Below are 16,701 nucleotides of genomic sequence, written 5' to 3' on the forward strand. Positions count from 1 at the left end.
ATGCACGATTCCATCCCCCTCCGTCAGGCGGTCGACGGCAAGGACCTGCGGCGGGCGTTCGGGGCCTTCGCCACCGGCGTCACCGTGGTGACGACCGGCGGCCCCATCCCGCACGCCATGACGGCCAACTCCTTCACCTCCGTCTCCCTCGACCCGGCGCTCCTGCTGATCTGCGTGGACCGCGCCGCCGTCATGCACGGGTGCCTCACCGAGACCGGGTTCTTCGGGGTGTCGGTGCTCGCCTCCCACCAGGAGACCGAGGCCCGCCACTTCGCCGACCGCTCCCGGACGCTCGGCGCGGCCCAGTTCGACGGCGTCGACTGGGTGCCGGGCCCGCTGACCGGGACACCGCTGCTCGGCGGCGCCCTGGCCCGCTTCGAGTGCGAGCTGTGGCGCGAGTACGACGGAGGCGACCACACGGTCTTCATCGGGAAGGTCCTGTGGCTCGACCACGACCCGGCGGGTGACGCCCTGGTCGTCTACCAGAGCAGGTTCCGCCAGGTCATGCCCGACTGGAGCGAGGTGACGGCATGACCCTCACCCGGCGGCGCGGCGCGGCCGTGCCGGACGGGCCGCCCCAGTCGCGGAAGGACTACCCGGGCCCGCCCTTCTGGGCGGGGCCCGGGCTGTTCCGGAAGCTGGTGGCCGACCGGCTCGGGCTGATGACCCAGGCCGCGACGTACGGCGACGCGGTGAAGCTGTCCATCGGGCCGAAGACGCTGTACTTCTTCAACCACCCCGACCACGCCAAGCACGTCCTCGCCGACAACAGCGGCAACTACCACAAGGGCATCGGCCTGGTGCAGGCCCGCCGGGCCATCGGCGACGGCCTGCTGACCAGCGAGGGCGAGCTGTGGCGCAAGCAGCGGCGGATGATCCAGCCGGCGTTCCAGAACAAGCGGATCGCCCGGCAGGACGAGGCCATCGCCCGGGAGGCGGCCGCCCTCGTCGAGCGGCTGCGCGCGCACGAGGGCGGCGGCCCGGTGGACGTCGTCGCCGAGATGACCGGGCTCACGCTCGGCGTCCTCGGCCACACGCTGCTCGACTCCGACCTCGGGTCCTTCGGCTCGATCGGGCACTCGTTCGAGGCCGTGCAGGACCAGGCGATGTTCGAGATGGTGTCGCTCGGCATGGTCCCGATGTGGGTGCCGCTGCCCAAGCAGCTGCGCTTCCGCCGGGCCCGCCGGGAGCTCCAGCGGGTCGTGAACCACCTGGTGGCCGACCGCGAGGCGCGGCCCGGCGGCGACGACGTCATGTCCCGCCTCATCGCCTCCGTCCGGGAGGAGACCGACCCGCGGGTGGGCCGCCTGCGCATGCGCGACGAGCTCGTCACGCTGCTGCTCGCCGGCCACGAGACCACCGCGAGCACGCTGTCGTGGACGTTCCACCTCGTCGACCGGCACCCCGAGGTGCGCGAGCGGCTGCGCGCCGAGGCGGTCGAGGTCCTCGGCGACCGCCTGCCGAGGTACGAGGACCTCCAGCGGCTGCGGTACACGGCCATGGTGGTGGAGGAGGTCATGCGCCTCTACCCGCCCGTGTGGATCCTGCCGCGCCAGGCCCTCCGCGACGACGTGGTGGGCGGCCACCACGTCCCGGCGGGCGCCGACGTCCTGGTCAGCCCGTACACGCTGCACCGGCACCCGGCGTTCTGGGACGCCCCGGACCGGTTCGACCCCGAGCGGTTCGACCCGGACAGGCCGGTGACCCGCCCCCGCTACGCCTACATCCCGTTCGGCGCCGGGCCTCGGTTCTGCGTCGGCAACCACCTCGGGATGATGGAGGCGACGTTCGTGATCGCCATGGTCGCCCGCGAGCTGCGCCTGGAGGCTCTGCCGGGCCGCCCGGCCGTCCCGGAGCCCATGCTCTCGCTCCGGGTCAAGGGCGGCCTGCCGATGACGGTCCGCTCCGCCGGGAAGCCGCCCGGGGAGTGACGACGGAGTGAGACACGGTCCCCGACGGCCGCGGCGCCCGCCGCGGCCGTCTCCGTTTCCGGAACCGGCCACCTGCCGGGGGAGCGCCGGGGCATGCTGGAGGGAGTGGATCAGTCGATACGGAAGGGTCGGGTGCGGCGCATGATCGCGCGCGTTTGGCGGGGCTGGGCCTCGGCGGAGAAGGCCGACGACTACCAGCGGCACTACGAGTCCGACGTGGCGGAGCACCTCCGGCAGGTCCCCGGCTTCCGCGGAGCCCGCCTGCTCCGCCGGCAGGACGGCGACGAGGTGACGTTCACCTCCGTCACGTTCTTCGCCAGCATGGACGATGTGCGCGGGTTCGCCGGGGAGGACCCCGAGCAGGCCGTCCTGGAAGACGCCGCCCGCCGCGCCCTGACCCGGTGGGAGGACCGCGTCGCTCACCACGAGGTCGCGGTCGACCTCCCCCTCTGACCGGCTCGCCCCCGTTCCCGGCGTGGCGCGGGACCGGCCGGAGGGACGGTCAGCGGCCCACGGCGAGGGCGGGGGAGAGGCCGGCCGGCAGCAGCTCGCGCAGCGCGAGCAGGACCGGCGGGTCGAAGGCGCTCATGGGCCGCAGGGCCAGGTCGGCCTGCTCGGGCCCGGCGCCCTCCTGGACCGTGATCGGCCCGTGGCGGCCGATGCACAGGGCCTCGTCGCCGCTGGCCGGGAGGTTGAGGGCGCCCTCGTGGCCGTCCGCCGCCGATTGCGCGATGAGGTGCCAGCGCCCCTCGGGCACGTCCTCCAGCACGTACGGCCCGGGGGTGTGGATGACCGTGTAGGAGACCGGCCAGCCCTCCAGGATCCGGTCGGGGAACAGCCCGGCGAAGACGGGCCGCCCCTCCAGGGGAGAGGAGATGTCGCCCCGGACGGTCATGGCGGTCGGCACCTGGGCGGGGCGCCGGTTGGCGGCGGCCGCCGGAGCGGTGAGCCGGTCGAGGTGGCGGTAGCGGGTGGGGGACACTCCGACGCTGCTGGTGAACCGGGAGCTGAACGTCCCCACGCTCGAGTAGCCCACCCGGTGGCTGATGTCGGTCACGGTCAGCGTGGTGGCGGTCAGCAGCCGCTTGGCCTCGCGGAGCCGCACGGCGGACAGGAAACGCCCCGGCGACAGGCCGGTCACCCGCTGGAAGACCCGGGAGAAATGGAACTTGCTGAACATGGCGGTGCGCGCCATCTCATCGATCGTGAGCTGTTCCCCGAGATTCTCCTGCATGCTTTCCACAACCCGCAGGACGGCCTCCGTTATTACGTCGTCCATTGCTCCTCCTGTGCATCGGAGGCGCCGGCCGAATTCGACGGGAATCAGTCGGCAATAGGCCGTGACCGGACGGTCACGGTGTGCACGTGCATGGCGAACTTGCTGGCCGGTGCGGGGTCCACGCGGATCCGCGGGCAATTCCGAGCGGAATCGACCGGCTTCGTCGCCGATGCCGGCTAATCGCCTGTTCGGTTATTACACGCGGCGGGGGACGCGGAACGCTGCACGGCGGCGCGGATTTCTGAGGAATTGTTCGCGCGTTTCCTGGAGGCTCCGCCGGCAAAGGCGGCGGAGAATTCCGTACGGCCTGGCGAACCTTCCCTATGGCCGTGTGGAACGGTCCCCGGGCCGGCGCGCCGGGACGCGCGGGGGCGAGGCGGGGCGCTCACGCCGCCCTCCGCTCGGGGAGTATCTGCCGGAGCACGCGACCCTGTCTGTGGTGGGGTCGCCGCTCGCGCGGGTACCCCAGGGAGACCTCCTCGAACCTCACGCCGTCGTGCCAGGTGGTCCTGGGGATGTGCAGGTGCCCGTACACCACGGCGGCGGCCCGGTAGCGCAGGTGCCAGTCCGCCGTGTGCTCGGTGCCGCACCACTGCGCCAGCGGCTGGTGGCGCAGCACCTCGGTCGGCTCCCGCAGCAGCGGGAAGTGGTTGACCAGGACCGTGGGGAGCCCGGGGTCGCGGTCGTCCAGACGGGCCTCGCTCTCACGCAGCCGTGCCCGGCACCACGCCTCCCTGCTCGGGTAGGGGTGGGGGTGCAGCAGGAACTCGTCGGTGCACACCACCCCCGACTCGTACGCCCGGGCCAGGGCCTGCTCCCGGGTCGTCCGCGGCGGGCGGAAGGTGTAGTCGTACAGGAGGAACAGCGGGACGACGGTCGCCGGCCCGCCCGCGCCCGTCCAGACGGGGTAGGGGTCCTCCGGAGTGAGCACGCCGAGCCGGCGGCAGATCTGCACCAGCCGCCGGTAGCGCTCCTCTCCTCTGAGCTGCTCGGGGTCGCCGGGCGTGGTCCACAGCTCGTGGTTGCCCGGGACCCACGCCACCGTGGCGAAGCGCTCCTTGAGCAGCCCGAGCGCCCACTCGACGTCGGCGATGCGCTCGCCCACGTCGCCGGCCACGAGCAGCCAGTCGCCGTCGCTCCGCGGTCGCAGATCCTCGACCACGGCGCGGTTCTCGGCGTAGGCGACGTGGAGGTCGCTGATCGCCAGCAATCTCCCGTTGCCCGTCTCCTCGGCCGCCACTCGGCGATCGTATGCGCGCCGGTCAGGGCGGGGAATCGGTGCGCGGGGATATAGGGACCCCTCATTCCGGATAAGGGCGGGGGGCGTCCCGATAGGGGTTGTGGCTCCAGGTGGGCGCGGCCAATTCTGGGAGCGTTGGCCCAGGACTGCGGGCACGCCGCCGCGAGCGCCGCCACCCGCCACCCATTCCCGACCCATCCGACGTGCGGTGCCTGGGACGCGTTGGCCGTTTTGGAGTGTGAGCAGATGGCCGAGGCTCACGACGACGAGTTCTCGCGCTACGTGAGGGAGGCCAGGCCCGCTCTGCGGCGTACCGCGTTCCTGCTGTCAGCGGACTGGCACGAGGCCGACGACCTGGTCCAGCGGACGCTGATCGCGCTCCACCGGCGGTGGGACACGCTGCGGCAGCGCGACAAGATCGCGGGATACGCCCGGACCGTGATGCTCAGGCTCATCATCAGCGACCGCCGCTCCCACCGCTGGTCGCGGGAGGTCCTGCACGACCTGCCGCCCGAGCCCGACCCCTCACCCGACCCCTACGGGCTCGTGCTCGACCGGCTGCTGCTGATGAACGCCCTCGCCGGCCTGGGGCCGCGGCAGCGCGCCGCCGTGGTGCTGCGCTACTGGGAGGACCGAACGGTCGAGGAGACCGCCTCGGCCCTGGGCAGCGAGGGCTCGACCGTGCGCAGCCAGACCGTGCGGGCGCTGGCCTCCCTGCGCGCCTCCCTGCGGGCCCAGCTCGCCGCCGACGAGGACCCCGCGGACGCCGCGGGGCTGCCGCGGGACCCGGAGGGCAATGCGGAAGATGCGCCCGGCGCGACCCCCGCCGGACCATGAAGGGGACCTGAGTCGAACTGAGACACGAGGGAACGCCCATGTCGCCGCGCACCTCAGCCGAAGAGAAGCCCAGGACCGTCACCCTGGAGGCCTTCGCCGACACGATCGTCCCGGGCGAGAAGCGGCACCCCGGTGACAGGGCGGTCGCCGGCGCGGCGCCCGGGGGCGGCGCGGTCGCCGCCGGCGCCATCGAGCTGCTGGAGTGGGACGCCACCGGCGTGTCCGAGGGACTCGACGACCTCGCCCTCCTGCTGAACGACCACGCCACCGCGTACGCCGCCGAGCAGGGCCTCGACCTCGACGCGTCGGTCCCGCCGTTCGTGGCGCTGCCGTTCGAGCACCGCACGGCCCTGGTGCAGCGGCTGACCGCGCCCGGTCACCCGGAGAAGCAGTTCTGGGTGATGCTCACCCTGTTCAGCAACATGGCCTACGACTCCGCCGCCCACATGCACACCGCCGAGGCCATCGCGGCGGGGCACCCCGGCCTGACCGCCATGGGCGTCACCGCTCCCGGCCCCGACGGCCTGTGGCGGTTCCCCCGGTTCTCGTACGGCCGGCCGCTCGCCCGCCTGCACCCGGACACGACCCCCTCAGGGAGCCCCGCATGACCAGCACAGAGCGCACGGACGTCCTCGTGGTCGGAAGCGGTTTCGGCGGCGCCATCACCGCCTACCACCTCGCCGCCGGGGGCGCGAAGGTCGTGATCCTGGAGCGCGGCCCGTGGCTGGCCGCGAAGGACTTCGAGCACGACTTCATGCTGGGCTCGTCGTACACCCGGATCTTCGACTTCGTCGTGGGCGACGGGATGAGCATCCTCGGCGGCAACTGCGTCGGCGGCGGCAGCGTCGTCTACTTCGCCGCCATGCCGCGCGCCCCGCGCTTCGTCTTCGAGCGGCACGGCTCGATCGGGCGCCGGATGTGGCCGGCCTCGGTCAGCCGCGACACCCTCGACCCCTGGTACGACCGGGTGGCCGAGGCGATCCCGATCACCAAGCAGGACTGGAACGACGTCACGTACGCCGGGGGCCTGTGGGCCGCCGCCTGCGACCACGCCGGGCGCACGGCGAACCCCGTCCCGGCCGCCATCGACCGGGGCAGCTGCACCAACTGCAACTGGATGATGGCCGGCTGCCGGTTCGACGCCAAGCAGTCGCTGCTGCTCAACTACCTCCCCGCGGCCCTCGCCCACGGCGCCGAGATCCGGCCGCTGCACGAGGTGCAGCGCATCACCCGGACGCAGGACGGCGGCTACCGGGTGCACTACGACCTCATCGACGGGGAGGACTACCGCATCCGGTCCGCCGGCGGGACCATCGACGCCAAGGTGGTCGTGCTCGCCGCGGGCGCCGGGGCCACCCCCGTCATCCTGCAGCGCAGCGAGGCGGACCTCGGCACCATGCCGCACGCCGTGGGCCGCTACTTCTCCGGCAACGGCGAACGGCTCAACACCGCCGTCCTGAACGAGGACCGGGTGCGCGAGGTGCTCGGCCTCAGCCGCGACGACGGCCTGGCCTACGCCGCCAACCAGATCGGCAAGGGCCCGTGCGTGGCCAACTGGGACCGGCTCGACGGCTCGCTGCCCGAGTACACCCGCTACTCGCTGGAGCAGCTCTACTTCCCGCCGGGGCTCGGCACGATCCTGGCCCAGGTCGCCGACACCGGCGGCCCGACCTGGTTCGGCGCGCGGAAGAAGGAGATGCTGAAGCGCTGGCAGTCGTGGCTCATCATCTTCCAGATGATCGAGGACGACAACGAGGGCGTGTTCGGCCCGCCGCCGGCCGCGGGCAACGCCGACCGCGTCTCCCAGCAGATGCTCGGGCTCGGCCGCCTCCGCTACGACCCCCACGAGACCACGCTGCGGGCCTGGGCGATGGCGGACGCCGAGTGCAAGGACATCCTGGAGCGCGACGGCCTGGCCGAGGTCACCGCGTGGACGAACGACGTGGTCGGCGCCTACACCGTCCACCCGCTGTCGTCGTGCCGCATCGGGGACGACCCCGGCACCTCGGCCCTGGACGACCGCAACGAGCTGCGCGGCCACCCCGGCATCTTCGTCACCGACGGCTCCGCCGTGCCGGGCGCGCTCACCGTGAACCCCGCGATGACGATCGCCGCCCTCGCCGAGCGCGCCGTCCCCGGCATCGTGCGGGCCGCCCAGGAGCGCGGCGTCGACGTGACGTACGGCGCCCCGGCGCCGTCCGGCGCCACCAGCGGCCGCCGCGGCGTGGCCGACCTGGTCCCCAGCCTGATGCGCAAGTAGCGAGAGGAGACGGCGATGGGCGAGATCCTCAGCCGCGCGACGCTGCGTGGAGCCCTGGCGCAGGTGCGCCACGTGACCCCGGTGCGGCCGTCCGGCGCCCCGGACCCGGTGGCCGCGGTGTACGCGCAGGTGGAGCGCGACTTCGGGATGCTCGCGCCGCCCGTCGTCCTGCACTCTCCGGCCCCCGGGGTCCTCGCGGCCGCCTGGGCCGTGCTGCGCGAGTCGCTGCTCGCGTCCGGCGCGGCGAGCAGGGCGCTCAAGGAGGTCGTGGCGACCGTGGTGTCGCTCGGCAACTCCTGCCCGTACTGCGTGCAGGTGCACGGCGCGACCCTGCGGGGCCTCGCCCGCGGCCGGTACGCCGCCGAGCTGGCCGAGGGCCGGCCGGCCGACATCCCCGATCCCGGTGTGCGGCGGGTCGCCGAATGGGCGCGCGACCTCGGCCGGCGGGACACCGCCGTCGCGAGCCGGTTGCCGTCGCCGCCTGACGAGGCGAGGGAGCTGGTGGCCGTCGCGGTCGCCTTCCAGTACCTCAACCGCATGGTGAACGTGTTCCTGGGCGACTCGCCGCTGCCGCCGGAGGTGCCCGCGCGCGCCCGTCCCGGCCTCATGCGGCTGTTCGGGCTGGTCATGAGCCCGGCCGCGCGCCGGGCCGCCACCCCGGGCCTGTCGGTCGAGCTGCTCGCCCCCGCGCCGGCCGCCTCCGACCTGGCCTGGACGGCCGGCGGCGACGTGCTCGCGGAGGCGTTCGCCCGGGCCGCCGCCGCCGTCGACGCGGCGGGGGAGCGCTCGGTGCCGGAGTCGGTCCGCGCGCTCGTCGGCGCGGCGCTGGCCGCCTGGGACGGATCCCCGCCCGGTCTCGGCCGCTCCTGGGCCGCCGGTCCGCTCTCGGGCCTGCCGGAGGCCGACCGGGCCGCGGGCCGGCTCGCCCTGCTGACCGCCATGGCCTCCTACCAGGTGGACGACTGGGTGGTGGCGGACTACCGCCGCACCGCGCCCTCGGACAGTGCGCTGGTCGAGCTGACCTCCTGGGCCGCGATGGCCGCGGCGCGCCGTACCGGCGCGTGGACCCTGGCCGCCGCCGCGCCCGCCACCGCGCCCCTCACCGCGCCCGCCACCGCCTGAGCCGCCCCGGCGCAGAACGGCGCCCGCCCGCCGCGCGAATTCGCCCGCGGATCGGCGCGGAGTGCGGGCGCGATCCAGGTGGAATTCGGGTGGAATTGCGGGTGGAATTCGGGCCGAAATCGGGGCACGGGAAAAGGCGCGAGGAATGGCACGCCCGGAGATGCCGCGTTTCCCGCCGCGACGCATGCTGAATCCGGCGGCGGTTTCCGGCCGGAACTCCCGCGCCCTCCCGGCCGCCGCACCCCGCGGACGGCGTTCGGACGCCCGCCGCGGCGACGAGCGCCCACCGACGATTCGCGAGCGAGAGGACGGGCAAGTGACGTATCTGGAGGACGTGCTCCGCGACCTGACCGCCGAGGCCGACGAGGTCGACCGGCTGGTCGCCGGCCTCGAGCCCGAGCAGTGGGCGCGGCCCACTCCCGCCCCCGGCTGGACGGTGGCCGACCAGGTCGCCCACCTGGACTTCATCTTCCGCATCGCCGGGGCGGCGGCCGCCGACCCCGCGGCGTTCGAGGCGATCGCCGCGCGCGCCAAGAACGGCTTCGACGCCGCCGTCAACGCCGCACTGGGCGAGTACGCCGGCCTCTCCCCGGACGACCTGGTGTCCCGCTGGCGCGCCCAGAGGGCGTCCACGATCGCGGCCCTGGGCGCGGTCCCGGAGGACGCCACGGTGCCGTGGCTGGTCAACCCGCTCCCGCCTGCCGTGCTGGCCTGCGCCGGATTCATGGAGGTCTTCGCCCACGGGCAGGACATCGCCGACGCCGTGGGGGCCCGCTTCGAGCGGACGGACCGCATCCGCCACCTGTGCCTGTTCGCGGTGCTGACCAGGGACTTCGGCTACCAGGCCCGTGGCCTGACCCCGCCGGACGTCCAGTTCCGCTACGAGCTCACCGCCCCCTCGGGCGAGGTGTGGGAGTTCGGGCCGGCCGACGCGGAGCAGCGGGTCGTCGGCTCGGCCGCCGACTTCTGCCTGCTCGTGACGCGGCGCCGGCACCGCGACGACCTCGACGTGTCGGCCGTCGGCGCCGACGCCGACCAGTGGCTCGACATCGCTCAGGCGTACCGGGGGCCGGCGGGAGCCGGGCGCACGCCGGGTCAGTTCGCCGTGCTGCAGCACTGAGCGCCGCCGTCCCCACGGCCCCACCCCGCGACCGCGGCGCCCTCGCGCGTCCCGGCCGGGCGCCCCGGCCCGGCCGGCGACGGGGAGGGCGGCGCGCCCGCCCGCCGCTCCGCGGAAATGACAGGAAGCGGTTGCCGGCGGGCAACTTACTGCCTTTCCTTCGCCTGGCCCACCGGCCGTCCGCGTCAGAAAATCAAAGTACGAGAAACACACGGCAGCGAGAAAAGGCGAAGAAAGGTCGGTGCACATATGGTTATCGTGATGGCCGCGGACGCCACCCCCTGGGACATCCAGGCGATCGTCGAGCTCGTCGAGGCGGCCGGCGGCGAGGCGTTCGTCAGCCGCGGAGTGAGCAGGATCATCATCGGCCTGGTCGGCGACGTCGACCAGTTCGCCACGCTGAACCTGCGCGGCATGCCCGGCGTCCGCAACGTGGTGCGCATATCGGCGAAGTACAAGCTGGTCAGCCGGGAGCACCACTCCGAGCGGTCCACGGTCAGGGTGGCCGGGGTGCCGATCGGCCCCAGGACCGTCACGCTGATCGCCGGGCCCTGCGCCGTCGAGACCCTCGACCAGACCCTCGCTGCCGCCCGCATGGCGCAGGCGGCCGGCGCCACCCTGCTGCGCGGCGGGGCGTACAAGCCGCGCACCTCGCCGTACGCGTTCCAGGGGCTGGGGGAGCGCGGGCTGCGCATTCTCGCGGAGGTGCGCGAGGAGACGGGCCTGCCCGTCGTCACGGAGGTCGTCGGCGCGCACGACGTCGAGACCGTCGCGTCGTACGCCGACATGCTGCAGGTCGGCACCCGCAACATGCAGAACTTCGCGCTCCTGCAGGCCGTCGGCGAGGCCGGCCGCCCGGTCCTGCTCAAGCGCGGCATGAACGCCACGATCGAGGAGTGGCTGATGGCCGCCGAGTACATCGCCCAGCGCGGCAACCTCGACATCGTGCTGTGCGAGCGCGGCATCCGGACGTTCGAGCCGTCCACCCGCAACACGCTCGACATCTCGGCGGTGCCGGTCGTGCAGCGGCTGTCGCACCTGCCGGTCATCGTGGACCCGTCGCACTCGGGCGGGCGGCGCGACCTGGTGCTGCCGCTCAGCCGGGCCGCGGTCGTCGCCGGCGCGGACGGCGTCATCGTCGACGTGCACCCCCACCCCGAGATCGCCCTGTGCGACGGGCCGCAGGCCCTCGTCCACGAGGACCTGGAGGAGCTGGCCCGGTCGGTGACGGAGCTCACCGCGTTCATGGGCCGCCGGCAGCCCGCGGGCGAGCTGGTGGCCGGCTGAGGGCGAGGGCGAGGGATCACGGGAGCACCGATGGAAACGACCGCCCTCCGCCGCGTCACCGTCATCGGCACCGGCGTCATCGGGACCTCGATCGCGCTCGCGATGCGCCGCGCCGGCGCCCACGTCGCGCTGGCCGACCGCGACCCGGCCGCCCTGGCCCAGGCGAGGCTGATGGGCGCGGGCGCGCCGCTGGCCGCCGGCGACCCGCCCGCCGACGTGGTGGTCGTCGCCACCCCGCCCTCCACCGTCGCGGCCGTGCTGCGCGACGCCCAGGACCGCGGGCTCGGCGTCGTCTACACCGACGTCGCCAGCACCAAGGCCCGCATCCTGGCCGAGGCCGAGCTGGCCGGATGCGACGTGTCCGCCTATGTCCCCGGCCACCCGATGGCCGGCCGCGAGCTGTCGGGCCCGGCGGCCGCGCACCCCGACCTGTTCGAGGGCCGTCCCTGGGCGCTGTGCCCGCATCCGGCGCTGCCGGCCGAGACCCTCCGCGTGGCCGCCGAACTGGTGCGCGCCTGCGGGGCACGGGCCCGGATCCTCGCCCCCGACCAGCACGACCGCGTGGTGGCGGAGGTGTCCCACGCCCCGCACCTGGTGTCGGCCGCGCTCGCCGCCCGCTTCGCGGCCGCCGACGAGACGGTCCTGTCGCTCGCCGGGCGGGGGCTGCGGGACACGACGCGGATCGCGAACGGCGCCCCCGTGCTGTGGTGCGACATCCTGGAGCACAACGCCGACCAGGTGGCCGCCGTGCTGGAGGACGTGGTGCGCGACCTGGCGGAGGCGGCCTCCGCGCTGCGCGCCTCGGGCCGCCTCCGGTCGGGAAGCCTCGCCGACCTGCTCACCCGCGGCAACCAGGGCCGTCGCCACATCGCCGACCGCGTCGCCTGAGGACGGAATCCGCGGGACGGGCTGAAACATTCATCCGCTGCAGCCGGAGCTGACCTGGGGAACGGCCGTGGAGACGGTGATCCGGGAACGCGGAGGCTGGACCGCGCCACCCGCGCATCGCATGATCTGAAGAGAGTCCTCACCGGTCCGCCGACCGTTCCGGCGTGGAGGACGAACGGGGAGTGACGGCCAAGAACGGCCGCGCGCGCCCGGCACCGTGCGGCTCACCGGCCGGCGGGCCCGAGGAGCGCCCCTTCCCTGCGCGACGGCACCATTTCCGACCTTGCACGCCGCGGCCCGGTCCGGGGGACACGGCCGCCCGGATGAAAGAGGTCCCATGCCCGTTCACCGTCCCCGCAAGGCCGCCGTGCGCGGCGGCCTGCTGCTCGCGGCCTGTGCGGCCGCAGCCACGGCGGCCCTGGCCGGCGCGAGCCTGACCCCCGCCGCGGGCGCGGCGCGCACCCCCGTCGCGGCGGTCACCGCCGACACCACCCCGCCCAGCACGCCGGGCGGCCTCACCTCCCGCTACGTCCAGACCGACGGCGCGGCCGGCCTCGCCTGGAAACCGTCCACGGACGACGTCGGCGTCACGGGGTACGAGGTGTACGCCTGGACGCACGGCCAGACGAACAACGACTTCAGCCGCGTCAACGCCAGCATCACGACCTCGGCCGACGAGGTCACCGCCGTCGTCAGCGGTCTCATCCACGGCCGCAACTACCTGTTCTCCGTGGTGGCCGTCGACGCGGCAGGCAACCGGAGCCTGGCCAGCCTCCTCGTCCGCGCCAACGCGACGGCCTACCCGCCCATCCCCAGCCCGACTCCCACAATGCCGGTGCAGACACCGACGGCGCTGAGGTTCGACCCGTATCCGGGGGAGCCGACCACCGGGTTCCTGTCGTGGAACTCGAGCGGCAACCCGGCCGGTACGTACTTCGAGGTGTTCCGCCGCTCCTCCACCGGTTGGGATCACGTGGACTCCACCTCCCTTCCGCGAACCATGGTGTCGACCGGCAGTGAGCCCACCTACGCCTTCCAGGTGGTGTCGCGGGGCACGTCCGAGGACCTGAGCAACCCGTCGGAGCCGCTGACCGTTCCCGGCGTTCCGGCGTCCCCGCCGCCGTCGTCGCCCCCACCCTCGTCTCCGCCGCCGTCGTCGCCTCCGCCCTCCTCGGGCTGCGCCGTCACCTACACGGCGTGGAGCTGGCAGAGCGGCTTCACCACCGACGTCCTCGTCACGAACACGGGCGGCACGGCGATCGACGGGTGGCGGCTGGAGTTCGCGTTCCCGCTGTCCACGCAGCACGTGACGTCGGGCTGGTCGGCCACCTGGGCCCAGTCGGGGACGGGCGTCAGCGCGACCAACCTCAGCTGGAACGCGACGCTCAAGCCCGGCGCCTCCGTGCGCATCGGGTTCAACGGGACGCACTCCGGGAGCAACCCGTCTCCCACGGCCTTCACCCTCAACGGCCGCGCCTGCACGACCGGCTGATCGGCCCGATCGGGGGGTGACGCAGAGATCCCGCACCGGCGACGGGGGGTTGGCCGGTGCGGGATCTCGTCCGGAGGGGCCGCGGGGGCCCGGGTCAGTCCAGGCCCTGACCCTCGACGGCCACCTGGAGCTCGGTGGCCGCCATGCGCACCGCCGTCAGGACGGCGGGCACCTCGCACTCGTCGGCCAGCCGCGTCAGCGCGGCGTGGCACTCAAGGAGCCGCTGCTCCTGGTCCGCCGACAGCTCAGCCCGACCGTTCATCATGGAACCTCGCCGCCTTCACCTCGAAACGGGGGAGCGTGCCGGGCTCGGCGTACTCCACGTCGGGACGGATGCCGATCTCGCGCTTGACCGCGGTGCTGACCCGCTCGCCGAGCGCCGCGAGGTCGAGGCCCCCATCGGCCTTGGGCTCGATCCGCAGGACGATGGTGTCGAGCCCGCGGACGGTCCGCAGCACGGTCTGGTACTCGCCGACCTCGTCGAAGCCGCGCAGCACGTCCTCGATCATCACCGGCGTGACCGAGACGCCGCGGATCTTGCGCATGTCGTCGCGGCGGCCCAGGATGCCGCCGTCGTACCAGTCCCAGGTCCGGCCGCAGCCGCACTCGTGCCAGGGCCGCTTGACCACGAGGTCGTCGGTCCAGTGGCGGAACAGCTGGATGCCCTCGCGGCCGAGGCCGGTGGTCACCCGGATCCCCTCCTCGCCGTAGTCCACCGGGCGCAGGGTGTCGGGGTGGAGGACCTCCTCGATGATGGCGGTCTCGATGATGTGGCAGCCGCCGTGCAGCGACGGGCACTCGAACATCGACACCGTGCCGAACTCCGTGGTGCCGGCCGCGTTGAACACCCGCGCGCCGAAGCCCTCGGAGATGGCCCGCGTCGTCGACTCGGGCCGGGGCTCGCCGCCCGCCATGATGATCTGGACGTTGCCGTCCACGGCGAGGTCGACGCCCATCTCCTTGGCGGTCTCCAGCAGCCGCATGGCGTAGCTCGGCGTGCAGCCGAGCACCTCGATCTGGTGGTCGACGAGGAGCTTCACCCTGGTCCGCGAGTCGAGGCCGCCGGCCGGGACGACCGTGCAGCCCATGCGCTCCAGCCCGTAGTGCATCCCCCAGAAGCCGATGAACAGGCCGTACCCGAAGGCGACCAGGCCCTTGTGCTGGGGGCGCACCCCCATGCCGTACAGGACGGTGCACCACACGTCGACGCCCCACACCCAGTCGTGGGGGGTGTCGAAGGTCCGGACGGGGAGGTCCCCGCTCGTCCCGCTCGTCTGGTGGTACCGGATGCCGAGCGAGGGGTCCACGGACGGCAGCGTGCCGTACGGCGGGGCCTCCTGCTCGGCGGCGATGATCTCCGACTTGCGGAGCAGCGGGACCCGCGCGACGTAGTCGTCCAGCGACCGGATGTCGTCCGGGAGGCGCTCGCTCCAGAACTTCGACTGCTTCCTCGCGCGCTCCAGGGCGCGCCGCAATTTACGCCACTGCCACTCCGCCAGGTCCTGGCGCGGCATGGTCTCCGCCCTGCGGTTCCAGTACTCCAGCTCGTCAGGGCGTACTCGCTCGAACGATGCCATCACGTCTCCCTGAGGTCAGGGCCGGACCCGGCCTCGGCCGCGAAAGGCAACGGTCGATCCGCCGAGCCTGGCTCCGACATCGTTACGCCGGACGGCTCGGCCGCACATCTCTGAAAATGCGGTATTGGGGCTATTTAGAGCGATTGTCTCCTATTAGTAGCGTCATTACCTTACTTGCCAATAGGGCGCTCCGTAAGGTCTCTATTCAAGCATTTCAGGAGATGTCCGTCATGCAGCTCTGACGTAAGGATGGCCAGGTCAGGATCGGCAGATTCCCCTTTGCCCGTGAATGGACTGGCCGGAACGACGTCGGTCGAGCTGATGCATACATGACGGGAGACACCGAATGGTGGCAACTGAGGCGTCGAGCGGGCCACGCGTGGCGTCGCCCGGCGCGAGAAGGGAACCAAGGTTCGACGGCCTGCGCGGCCTCATGGCGTTCGGCGTGGTCGTCTTCCACGTGGCCTACGAGGCCGGGGTCAGCAACCACATCAACGACAAGGGCGCCGGCATCTGGGGCTTCATCACGGAGGGGCTGGAGGTCTGCCTGCCGCCCTTCTTCGTGCTGTCGGGCCTGCTGCTGTACCGCTCGTTCGCCCGCTCGATCCTCGCGGGCACCCCACGGCCGTCCGCCGGCCGCTTCCTGTGGGGCCGCGTGCTGCGGATCATCCCGGGCTACTGGGTGCTGACCGCCGTCGCCCTGCTGATCTTCAACTTCTTCAGCATCGGCAGTGTGTGGGACGTCCTCAAGCCCGTCCTGCTGCTCCACTTCCTGTTCACGGTCGACCCGGCGAACTGGCTCATCGGCATGGAGCCGACCTGGACCGTCCCCGCCGAGGCGTTCTTCTACGTGTCGCTGCCGATCCTGGCCGTGGTCGTCAACCGGTACGCCCGCAGGGCCGCCGACACGCGGACGCGGATGCTGCGCATGCTGGTCCCGCTGGCCGCCATCGCCCTCATCGGCCACGCGTGGATCGCCTTCGCCTACCTGCCCGCGACCTCGGCCTACGTGTGGTACTTCAACTTCTGGCCGTTCGGGTACATCGGGTTCTTCGCCGCGGGCATGGCCCTCGCGACCGTGTCCGCGTACGCGGAGGTCAGCGGGACCACGCCCGGGCTCTACCGGTTCGTCAAGAAGCACCCCAACCTGCTGTGGCTCGGGGCCCTGGTCGTGTTCGTCGTCAACGTGCCCAAGCCGCTCGGCGAGCCCGGCGCCGGCACCTGGGGCGCCTTCGGCCAGGAACTGATCATGCACACGCTGCTGTTCGCGTTCGCGGTGCTGATCGTCACCCCGCTGACAGTGCCGGGCGCCCGGTCGCGTCTCATCGACGCCACGCTGACCACCCCGCCCGTGCGCTACCTCGGCAAGATCTCGTACGGCATCTACCTGTGGCACGTGCCGTTCATCCACCTCTGGTTCAAGAACGCCAGCATCTTCGGCGTCCACCCCGGCACCTCCCAGTCGTTCCGCGGGGACGTCGGGTTCTGGCCGCTGCTGGCGTACGTGATGGTGGGCACGGTGATCGTGGCCACGGCCAGCCACTACCTGATCGAGCGCCCGGTGCAGCGGCTGCGCGGCCGGCGCGAGCGCGCGGCGCGCGAACCGGGCGCCGCGCTCGCCCCCGCGGAGGGCTGACCGCGCGGGAGGCCAGGCGGGACACCGCGATC

The 16,701-nt window shown here is 73.1% G+C and carries 16 protein-coding genes; 12 read left to right on the forward strand and 4 right to left on the reverse strand.

The annotated features are described in order from the left end of the window. The 3 genes from Mco01_RS14590 to Mco01_RS14600 all read left to right on the forward strand — a co-directional run bounded on the left by Mco01_RS14590 (position 1) and on the right by Mco01_RS14600 (position 2,384). A complete protein-coding gene (locus Mco01_RS14590; protein WP_204057562.1) occupies positions 1-534 on the forward strand; it encodes a flavin reductase family protein in 534 nt (177 codons plus the stop codon). Further along, a complete protein-coding gene (locus Mco01_RS14595) occupies positions 531-1,931 on the forward strand; it encodes a cytochrome P450 (protein ID WP_204057427.1) in 1,401 nt (466 codons plus the stop codon). Before Mco01_RS14590 ends, Mco01_RS14595 begins: the two co-directional genes overlap by 4 nt. 141 nt (positions 1,932-2,072) lie before the next feature. After that, entirely contained in the window at positions 2,073-2,384 is a 312-nt protein-coding gene (locus Mco01_RS14600) for an antibiotic biosynthesis monooxygenase family protein (protein ID WP_204057428.1), read from the forward strand. Positions 2,385-2,433: 49 nt separating this feature from the next. On the opposite strand, the gene Mco01_RS14605 is transcribed toward Mco01_RS14600, so the two are convergent. Both Mco01_RS14605 and Mco01_RS14610 read right to left on the reverse strand, forming a co-directional pair. After that, positions 2,434-3,210: a helix-turn-helix domain-containing protein gene (locus Mco01_RS14605; RefSeq protein WP_204057429.1), complete on the reverse strand. Its 777-nt coding sequence runs from the start codon at positions 3,208-3,210 to the stop codon at positions 2,434-2,436. Positions 3,211-3,595: 385 nt separating this feature from the next. After that, complete coding sequence (locus Mco01_RS14610; RefSeq protein ID WP_239103609.1) at positions 3,596-4,450, reverse strand: metallophosphoesterase family protein; 855 nt, start codon at positions 4,448-4,450, stop codon at positions 3,596-3,598. Positions 4,451-4,696: 246 nt separating this feature from the next. Between Mco01_RS14610 and Mco01_RS14615 the strand changes: the two genes are divergently transcribed. The 8 genes from Mco01_RS14615 to Mco01_RS14650 all read left to right on the forward strand — a co-directional run bounded on the left by Mco01_RS14615 (position 4,697) and on the right by Mco01_RS14650 (position 13,456). Further along, positions 4,697-5,287, forward strand: a complete 591-nt coding sequence (locus Mco01_RS14615) for a SigE family RNA polymerase sigma factor (RefSeq protein WP_204057431.1) — start codon at positions 4,697-4,699, stop codon at positions 5,285-5,287. Between the two features lie 38 nt (positions 5,288-5,325). Further along, complete coding sequence (locus tag Mco01_RS14620) at positions 5,326-5,895, forward strand: DUF5987 family protein (RefSeq protein WP_204057432.1); 570 nt, start codon at positions 5,326-5,328, stop codon at positions 5,893-5,895. Continuing rightward, entirely contained in the window at positions 5,892-7,547 is a 1,656-nt protein-coding gene (locus Mco01_RS14625; RefSeq protein ID WP_204057433.1) for an FAD-dependent oxidoreductase, read from the forward strand. The genes Mco01_RS14620 and Mco01_RS14625 overlap by 4 nt, the downstream gene beginning before the upstream one ends. Before the next feature lie 15 nt (positions 7,548-7,562). Beyond that, positions 7,563-8,669, forward strand: coding sequence for a carboxymuconolactone decarboxylase family protein (locus tag Mco01_RS14630; protein ID WP_204057434.1), 1,107 nt, complete (start codon positions 7,563-7,565; stop codon positions 8,667-8,669). Positions 8,670-8,985: 316 nt separating this feature from the next. Beyond that, positions 8,986-9,789 carry a TIGR03084 family metal-binding protein gene (locus tag Mco01_RS14635; RefSeq protein ID WP_204057435.1) on the forward strand — a complete coding sequence of 268 codons (804 nt, stop codon included), beginning with the start codon at positions 8,986-8,988 and terminating at the stop codon, positions 9,787-9,789. A gap of 249 nt (positions 9,790-10,038) precedes the next feature. After that, positions 10,039-11,076 (forward strand): 3-deoxy-7-phosphoheptulonate synthase, encoded by a 1,038-nt coding sequence (gene aroF, locus Mco01_RS14640; protein WP_204057436.1) that lies wholly within the window; start codon positions 10,039-10,041, stop codon positions 11,074-11,076. A gap of 30 nt (positions 11,077-11,106) precedes the next feature. Then, entirely contained in the window at positions 11,107-11,964 is an 858-nt protein-coding gene (locus Mco01_RS14645) for a prephenate dehydrogenase (protein ID WP_204057437.1), read from the forward strand. A 337-nt stretch (positions 11,965-12,301) separates the two neighbouring features. Then, positions 12,302-13,456: a cellulose binding domain-containing protein gene (locus Mco01_RS14650; RefSeq protein WP_204057438.1), complete on the forward strand. Its 1,155-nt coding sequence runs from the start codon at positions 12,302-12,304 to the stop codon at positions 13,454-13,456. Between the two features lie 94 nt (positions 13,457-13,550). Here the strand turns inward: Mco01_RS14650 and Mco01_RS14655 are convergent, their stop codons facing one another. Together Mco01_RS14655 and Mco01_RS14660 are read right to left on the reverse strand one after the other, a co-directional pair. Continuing rightward, on the reverse strand, positions 13,551-13,718 hold the full coding sequence (locus tag Mco01_RS14655) for a DUF6052 family protein (protein WP_157099297.1): 168 nt from the start codon (positions 13,716-13,718) through the stop codon (positions 13,551-13,553). Beyond that, on the reverse strand, positions 13,702-15,033 hold the full coding sequence (locus tag Mco01_RS14660; protein ID WP_204057439.1) for a phenylacetate--CoA ligase family protein: 1,332 nt from the start codon (positions 15,031-15,033) through the stop codon (positions 13,702-13,704). The genes Mco01_RS14655 and Mco01_RS14660 overlap by 17 nt, the downstream gene beginning before the upstream one ends. A 346-nt stretch (positions 15,034-15,379) precedes the next feature. Here Mco01_RS14660 and Mco01_RS14665 point away from each other — a divergent pair, with 346 nt between their 5' ends. Further along, a complete protein-coding gene (locus Mco01_RS14665) occupies positions 15,380-16,669 on the forward strand; it encodes an acyltransferase family protein (protein ID WP_204057440.1) in 1,290 nt (429 codons plus the stop codon). The last annotated feature ends 32 nt before the right edge of the window (positions 16,670-16,701 follow it).

The sequence above is a fragment of the Microbispora corallina genome, from assembly GCF_016863035.1.
Taxonomy (GTDB): domain Bacteria; phylum Actinomycetota; class Actinomycetes; order Streptosporangiales; family Streptosporangiaceae; genus Microbispora; species Microbispora corallina.

Coding starts and splice junctions, on each gene's coding strand:
- Mco01_RS14645 (WP_204057437.1), top strand. CDS start 11,107: ATGGAAACGACCGCCCTCCGCCGCGTCACCGTCATCGGCACCGGCGTC.
- Mco01_RS14590 (WP_204057562.1), top strand. CDS start 1: ATGCACGATTCCATCCCCCTCCGTCAGGCGGTCGACGGCAAGGACCTG.
- Mco01_RS14600 (WP_204057428.1), top strand. CDS start 2,073: ATGATCGCGCGCGTTTGGCGGGGCTGGGCCTCGGCGGAGAAGGCCGAC.
- aroF (WP_204057436.1), top strand. CDS start 10,039: ATGGTTATCGTGATGGCCGCGGACGCCACCCCCTGGGACATCCAGGCG.
- Mco01_RS14605 (WP_204057429.1), bottom strand. CDS start 3,210: ATGGACGACGTAATAACGGAGGCCGTCCTGCGGGTTGTGGAAAGCATG.
- Mco01_RS14595 (WP_204057427.1), top strand. CDS start 531: ATGACCCTCACCCGGCGGCGCGGCGCGGCCGTGCCGGACGGGCCGCCC.
- Mco01_RS14620 (WP_204057432.1), top strand. CDS start 5,326: ATGTCGCCGCGCACCTCAGCCGAAGAGAAGCCCAGGACCGTCACCCTG.
- Mco01_RS14630 (WP_204057434.1), top strand. CDS start 7,563: ATGGGCGAGATCCTCAGCCGCGCGACGCTGCGTGGAGCCCTGGCGCAG.
- Mco01_RS14625 (WP_204057433.1), top strand. CDS start 5,892: ATGACCAGCACAGAGCGCACGGACGTCCTCGTGGTCGGAAGCGGTTTC.
- Mco01_RS14660 (WP_204057439.1), bottom strand. CDS start 15,033: ATGGCATCGTTCGAGCGAGTACGCCCTGACGAGCTGGAGTACTGGAAC.
- Mco01_RS14655 (WP_157099297.1), bottom strand. CDS start 13,718: ATGAACGGTCGGGCTGAGCTGTCGGCGGACCAGGAGCAGCGGCTCCTT.
- Mco01_RS14615 (WP_204057431.1), top strand. CDS start 4,697: ATGGCCGAGGCTCACGACGACGAGTTCTCGCGCTACGTGAGGGAGGCC.
- Mco01_RS14665 (WP_204057440.1), top strand. CDS start 15,380: ATGGTGGCAACTGAGGCGTCGAGCGGGCCACGCGTGGCGTCGCCCGGC.
- Mco01_RS14650 (WP_204057438.1), top strand. CDS start 12,302: ATGCCCGTTCACCGTCCCCGCAAGGCCGCCGTGCGCGGCGGCCTGCTG.